This window comes from Sulfurivirga sp. (assembly GCF_015490265.1).
GTDB lineage: Bacteria > Pseudomonadota > Gammaproteobacteria > Thiomicrospirales > Thiomicrospiraceae > Sulfurivirga.
In genome coordinates this window covers 1-5,263 of record NZ_WFYD01000013.1, presented here as the reverse complement: position 1 = coordinate 5,263, position 5,263 = coordinate 1, and the positions used below count along the sequence as shown (strand labels likewise).

5 protein-coding genes and 1 pseudogene are annotated in these 5,263 nt (G+C 63.9%); 5 read left to right on the top strand and 1 reads right to left on the bottom strand.

The features are described 5' to 3' along the window. The 5 genes and pseudogenes from F8K16_RS01030 to F8K16_RS01010 all read left to right on the top strand — a co-directional run. A pseudogene (locus tag F8K16_RS01030) lies at window positions 1-521 on the top strand (lyase family protein); the annotation flags it as partial. A gap of 14 nt (window positions 522-535) precedes the next feature. After that, the gene (locus F8K16_RS01025) at window positions 536-757 is read left to right on the top strand and encodes an addiction module protein (protein WP_294945723.1); all 222 of its coding nucleotides are present in this window, start codon (window positions 536-538) and stop codon (window positions 755-757) included. Beyond that, complete coding sequence (locus F8K16_RS01020) at window positions 754-1,044, top strand: type II toxin-antitoxin system RelE/ParE family toxin (RefSeq protein WP_294945721.1); 291 nt, start codon at window positions 754-756, stop codon at window positions 1,042-1,044. Before F8K16_RS01025 ends, F8K16_RS01020 begins: the two co-directional genes overlap by 4 nt. Continuing rightward, window positions 1,041-2,192, top strand: coding sequence for a cupin domain-containing protein (locus tag F8K16_RS01015; RefSeq protein WP_294945718.1), 1,152 nt, complete (start codon window positions 1,041-1,043; stop codon window positions 2,190-2,192). The genes F8K16_RS01020 and F8K16_RS01015 overlap by 4 nt, the downstream gene beginning before the upstream one ends. Then, a complete protein-coding gene (locus F8K16_RS01010) occupies window positions 2,182-2,529 on the top strand; it encodes a hypothetical protein (RefSeq protein WP_294945715.1) in 348 nt (115 codons plus the stop codon). Before F8K16_RS01015 ends, F8K16_RS01010 begins: the two co-directional genes overlap by 11 nt. A 403-nt stretch (window positions 2,530-2,932) precedes the next feature. On the opposite strand, the gene F8K16_RS01005 is transcribed toward F8K16_RS01010, so the two are convergent. Further along, window positions 2,933-5,263: insulinase family protein (locus F8K16_RS01005; RefSeq protein ID WP_294945713.1), on the bottom strand; the 2,331-nt coding region annotated here is incomplete at its 5' end.

The following is a 5,263-nucleotide window of genomic DNA, read 5'->3' as shown; positions in this document are numbered from 1 at the left end:
TCGGCTCCTCCACCATGCCCCACAAGGTCAACCCCATCGATTTTGAGAACTCCGAAGGCAACCTGGGGCTGGCCAACGCCCTCTTCGACCATCTGGCGCAGAAGCTGCCCATCAGCCGCTGGCAGCGGGACCTGACCGACTCCACCGTGCTGCGCAATCTGGGCGTGGGCGTGGCCCACACCGTCATCGCGCTCAAGGCCACCATGAAGGGGCTGGGCAAGCTGGAGGTCAACGAAGAACGCCTGCGGGCCGATCTGGATGAAAACTGGGAGGTGCTGGCCGAACCCATCCAGACCGTCATGCGCCGCTATGGCATTCCGGAGCCCTACGAGAAGCTGAAGGACCTGACCCGTGGTCGCCGGGTCAACAAGGACATCATGCAGAGCTTTGTGGATGGCCTGGAACTGCCGGAGGACGCCAAACAGCGCCTACGTGAAATGACCCCGGCCAGCTACATCGGCAACGCCGCCCAGCAGGCCAAAGCCATCAAACTGGCCATCGTGCAGCTGCGCATGCGCTAATTCGGCGAATGATCATGAAACTGCAGCACTTTTTGCGAGAAGCGCAACAACTTTCTCCCAATGAGCGGGTGAAACTGGTGGAACAGCTGCTTGACTCACTCGACCAGACAGATCCAACGATCGATCAGGCTTGGTTGGAAGCGTGTCATCAGCGCGCTCAAGCAGTTGATCAGGGTGATTTGGCTCTGATCGACTTCGATCAGGCCGTCGCCCGCTTGCGCCAGAAGCTTTCATGAAAACCCTTCTCACCCTGCCGGCACTTGCCGAGTTGCAGGAGGCGATTGAATATTACGAAAAGCAGCAGCCTGGCCTGAGCGGTCGATTTCTTGATGAAGTCGAAGCCTGTCGCCGTCGCATCGAAAACTTCCCACTGGCGTGGCAACCTCTGGATGAGACTTTCCGACGCTGCCGCCTGAATCACTTCCCATACGGGTTAATTTACCGCATGTGTCCAGAGCATATCGAAATCATGGCAGTGGCCCATCTCCACAGAAGACCGCTGTATTGGAAAGACAGACAATGAGCATCGCTTTCAACTGGACAAAATTTCAGAAGGCCGGTTTTTTCAGCCAGAACTGGGGGCGCACGCCGTGCGTCATCCGCAACGCCCTGCCGGCGGGCTTCGACGGTATTACGCCGGAAGAGCTGGCCGGGCTGTCGCTGGAAGAGAATGTGGAAAGCCGCATCGTCATCCAGCATGGACCGCAGGACTACGAACTGCGCCGCGGGCCCTTCACCGAAGCGGACTACGCCGCCCTGCCGGAGCGGAACTGGACCCTGCTGGTGCAGGGTGTGGACCGCCTCGTGCCCGCGGTGCAGAAACTGCTGACCGCCTTCGACTTCATCCCCTGGTGGCGGCTGGATGATGTGATGATCAGCTACGCCGTCACCGGCGGCAACGTGGGACCCCACTACGACCATTATCATGTCTTTCTCTACCAGATGGCCGGTCACCGCCGCTGGACACTCACCTCGCAGCACTGCACCGAAGACAACTACCTTGAAGGCGTGCCGCTGAGATTGATGAAGGATTTTCCCGTGGAGCTGGAATACGAGGTGGGGCCGGGCGATGTGCTCTACATTCCCCCGCTGTGGGGACACCACGGCGTGGCGCTGGATGATGCCTGCATGACCGCCTCCATCGGCTACCGCAGCCTGCGGGCGAAGGAGATCATGGAAGCACTGGCCGACTGGCTGGCGGAACAGCCGGCAGGCAACAGCCTGTTCCATGATCCCAGCTGGCTGGGCCTGCCACCCGGCGAGATGGACGGGCGGGTCGCTCAGGCGGCGCTGGCCGCCCTGCGCCCGTCACTCACCACACCCGGGCTTGATCACGCGCTGGCACAGATGATGACCCTGCCGGATCAGGCGGCGGTGGAACTGCTGCCGGAACCACTGGAACCGCCCGCAACACTGGACGACCTGCCCGCCCTGCTGCGGGAAACGCCCGTTTGGCTGCGGGATTCGGTCACCCGCATGGTCCTCACCGAAGACGGCGCGCTGTTTGTCAACGGCAGCCGCTGGGAGACGGACGCCAGCCTCGACTTCCGCCGCTGGCTGGCCGACCATATTCTGTATGAAGACGCCGAACGGTGGCTCGACACGCCGCGGGACGCCTCAGCCCTGCTCCATGCCATCAACAACCAATGGATCGTGCCTGATGAAGACTAAACAGACCGCACCGCTTGATCCGGCCCTGTTTGCCGGCTACACACCCGACGGTGACACAGTGGTTCGGGCGCTGGATGAGTACGGACTGCTGTTTCCCCTGCTGCAGGCCGGTATGGTCAACGGCTATTTTGCGGATAAGCACAGTGCCCGCGCCATGGTGCTGGACTGGCAGCCGACAAGCCGCACCCTGCGCCTGTCTATTCAGTACGAAAGCCAGATGGCCGGCTGCGCCTGTGACGACGATCCCACCCCGCAGCAGCCCAGTCCGGAGTTTCTCACCTGCACGCTCGCCTTCGACAGCGACGGCTGGCTGACCCGCGCCGAGCTGGAAGACTGAGACGGAACGGGGTCTCCCCCGATTTTGCAGGATCGACCGTTGGCCCGCCCAGCGTGCTGGCCGAAAAGCCGTTTCCTGTATGGAAAAAGCGCCTGAAACCCCTTCTGAACGGGGTCTCCCCTGATTTTGCAGGCTGCACTTCCAGCCGCGCGCCCGGCACGGGGGAAAACCGGGCGCAGAGCCGGCCAGGCGGGCAAAACCACCTGTGAAACGGGGCCTCCCCCAATTTTGCAGGACCGCAGCTTGGCCGCCCGCCGACCTGCCAAAATTTCCATGGGAGAACAGGGGAAACACGCCGAAGACGCTGGCGAGACGGGGTCTCCCCCATTTTTGGCAGGCGGCTTTCCGGCCGGGCACAAAAAACCCGGCATTCTGCCGGGCCGCAGCAGGGAATGGATGCCGATTACAGCTGAATGACCTCGAAACCGGCCTCGGCCAGTGTCCTCGCACCATCGGCATGGGTGAGCACGGCGCAGGAGGCACGCTCCACCTGCAGATACTTCTCCGCCACGGTGCGGATCTGCGCCAGATCGGCCCCGAGAATGGTCTCCCGGATGCGCTGACGCACGTCCGGCGTGTAGCCATAGAGCTGCTGATAGAAGGCCTTTTCCGCCTCGCCCGCCGGAGAGCCGGGCCTGTCCATGCCGGCGATGACATTGAGAATGGCCTCCTCCACATGGCGTTCGGTGGCATCATTGCTCAGCACCCACTCCAGCGACGCCTCGAAGTCGGCGAAGGTGTCCAGCAGGCGCGGGTCCCGATAGGAGTAGAACACCAGCGCGCCCGCCGCGGCGTTATAGGTGGCGCCGCCGCCATAGGCCCCCCCCTGCTCGCGGATGCGGGTGTGCAGGAAGCCGTTGCGCAGCATGTGGGCCAGCAGCTGCAGCAGCGGGGCGTCCTCATGGCCGGGCATGACCGCCGGGAAAGCCTCGGCGCAGAAGTTGACCTGAGTGCTGGTCACCCATGCCTGACGCACCGCCCGGCCGTCCGCTGCCAGTTGCAGGGGCTGAACAGTCTGTCCTTTCAGGTCGCCCCATGCCTGCGCCAGCGTGTCGCTGGCAGGCGCCAGGCCCTGTTCGTCCGCCACCAGCAGCACCTGCTTGCCGGCCTCCACCAGCCGAGCCTGAATGGACTGCAGATTGGCCACCAGTCCTTCCAGCGCATCGTCATCTTCCCGCACCTGCTCGTCCAGCCGGCGGAAGGCCTGAATGCCTCTGAGTCCGCCTCGCTCGAACGCCCAGCGGCTGGCGGGGGTGAAATCCTGCACCGCCGCGCCCATGGCGTAGCTGTGGCCGGAACGGGTAATGCCATGGTCCAGCGCCACGCGCACCTGGCTGACCAAGTCACGGATGCGCGGCAGCTCGTCAAATCGGGGCGCCACGAGGGTCTCCTCCATCAGCCCCGCCAGTTTGTCCTGATTGCGGTTGAGCGCCTTGCCGGAGAGGATGAAGTGGCCGTGGGTGCGGGTCGGATCCATCAGGTCCTCGCGCACCTGCGAACGGGCGCCGATGCCACCGGTAACCGCCGCCTGCAGCGCCTGATTGGCCAGATAGTCCCGCTCGCCGGCGCCGATTTCGGTCAGCACGCTGTTGAACACCGGCATGGCCTGCCGCTCCTCCGGCGCCAGATCGGGCAGGTCGATGATCAGGCTCTCATACACCAGCCCATTGGTGCCGCGTCTGTAGCGGGTCAGCGGCAGGGCGCCGGCCTGCGTGCGTTCACCCTCGATCACCTTCACCTGCGGCGGAATGTCTTCCTTGGTGACCTTCGGCAGCAGCTCCGGGTCGTCCTCCTGCGCCTGACGCAGCTTGAGCGCGTCCGCCTGAGCGATGATGGCGTCCTTCTCCTCATCGCTCATCTTCGCCTTGAGCGCGGCGAGCTCGGCCTTCTCTTCCGCCTCTTCCCGCTGACGCTGTTCCGGGTCGGGCTTCATCACCAGCCGCACCTTGTGGGGATTGTTGACCAGCCAGCGTTCGATCCAATCGGGAATGAAGCGGGGATCCTGCACCTTCTCGCGCAGGCTTTCCAGCAGCGGATCCAGATCCAACAGACTGACCAGATCGCCACCGTGCAGAGGGGCGGCCATGCCGTGCAGCATCAGCGACAGGCCGTAGGGATAGCCGTCGCCGGTGATCTCCCGCTGGGAGAGCTCCAGCTGGTGCAGCATGGCCTCGACCATCTGCTGATCCACGCCCTCACGGGCCACCTGCTTCAGCACATCGTCAATGAGCTTCTCAATGGCGTCAGCATGCTCCGGCTCGGAGCCCTCCACCCCGGCGGCGAACACCATCTCACGGGTATCGTCCTCCAGCCAGCACAGCGGCGACGGTGCCGCAGCCAGGTCCGTATCCTCCAGCGCCTTGCGCAGGGGCGATGCGGCATTGTCCAGCAGCACCATGGTGACCAGGTTGGCCGTGAGCACCTCCATGGGATCGCGGTTCTCACCCAGCAGCCAGCCCAGCACGATATGGGTCTTGCCGGCGGTGTCCGCCTCCTCCAGCGCGTAGGTGCGGGTCACCCGCACGGGGGCAATGTAGCGCTTCTCCTTCTGCACCTTCACCACCGGCACACGGTCCCTGAAATGCCCCAGCGCCAGCTCTTCGAAACGGGCGTGGTGCTCCGCAGCGGGAATGTCGCCATAGGTGAAGAAGATGGCGTTGCTGGGGTGGTAGTGCGCCCGGTGGAAATCCACCAGCTGGCGATGGGTCAGCTTCGGAATCTCCCGCGGGTCACC

Coding starts and splice junctions, on each gene's coding strand:
- F8K16_RS01010 (WP_294945715.1), top strand. CDS start 2,182: ATGAAGACTAAACAGACCGCACCGCTTGATCCGGCCCTGTTTGCCGGC.
- F8K16_RS01020 (WP_294945721.1), top strand. CDS start 754: ATGAAAACCCTTCTCACCCTGCCGGCACTTGCCGAGTTGCAGGAGGCG.
- F8K16_RS01025 (WP_294945723.1), top strand. CDS start 536: ATGAAACTGCAGCACTTTTTGCGAGAAGCGCAACAACTTTCTCCCAAT.
- F8K16_RS01015 (WP_294945718.1), top strand. CDS start 1,041: ATGAGCATCGCTTTCAACTGGACAAAATTTCAGAAGGCCGGTTTTTTC.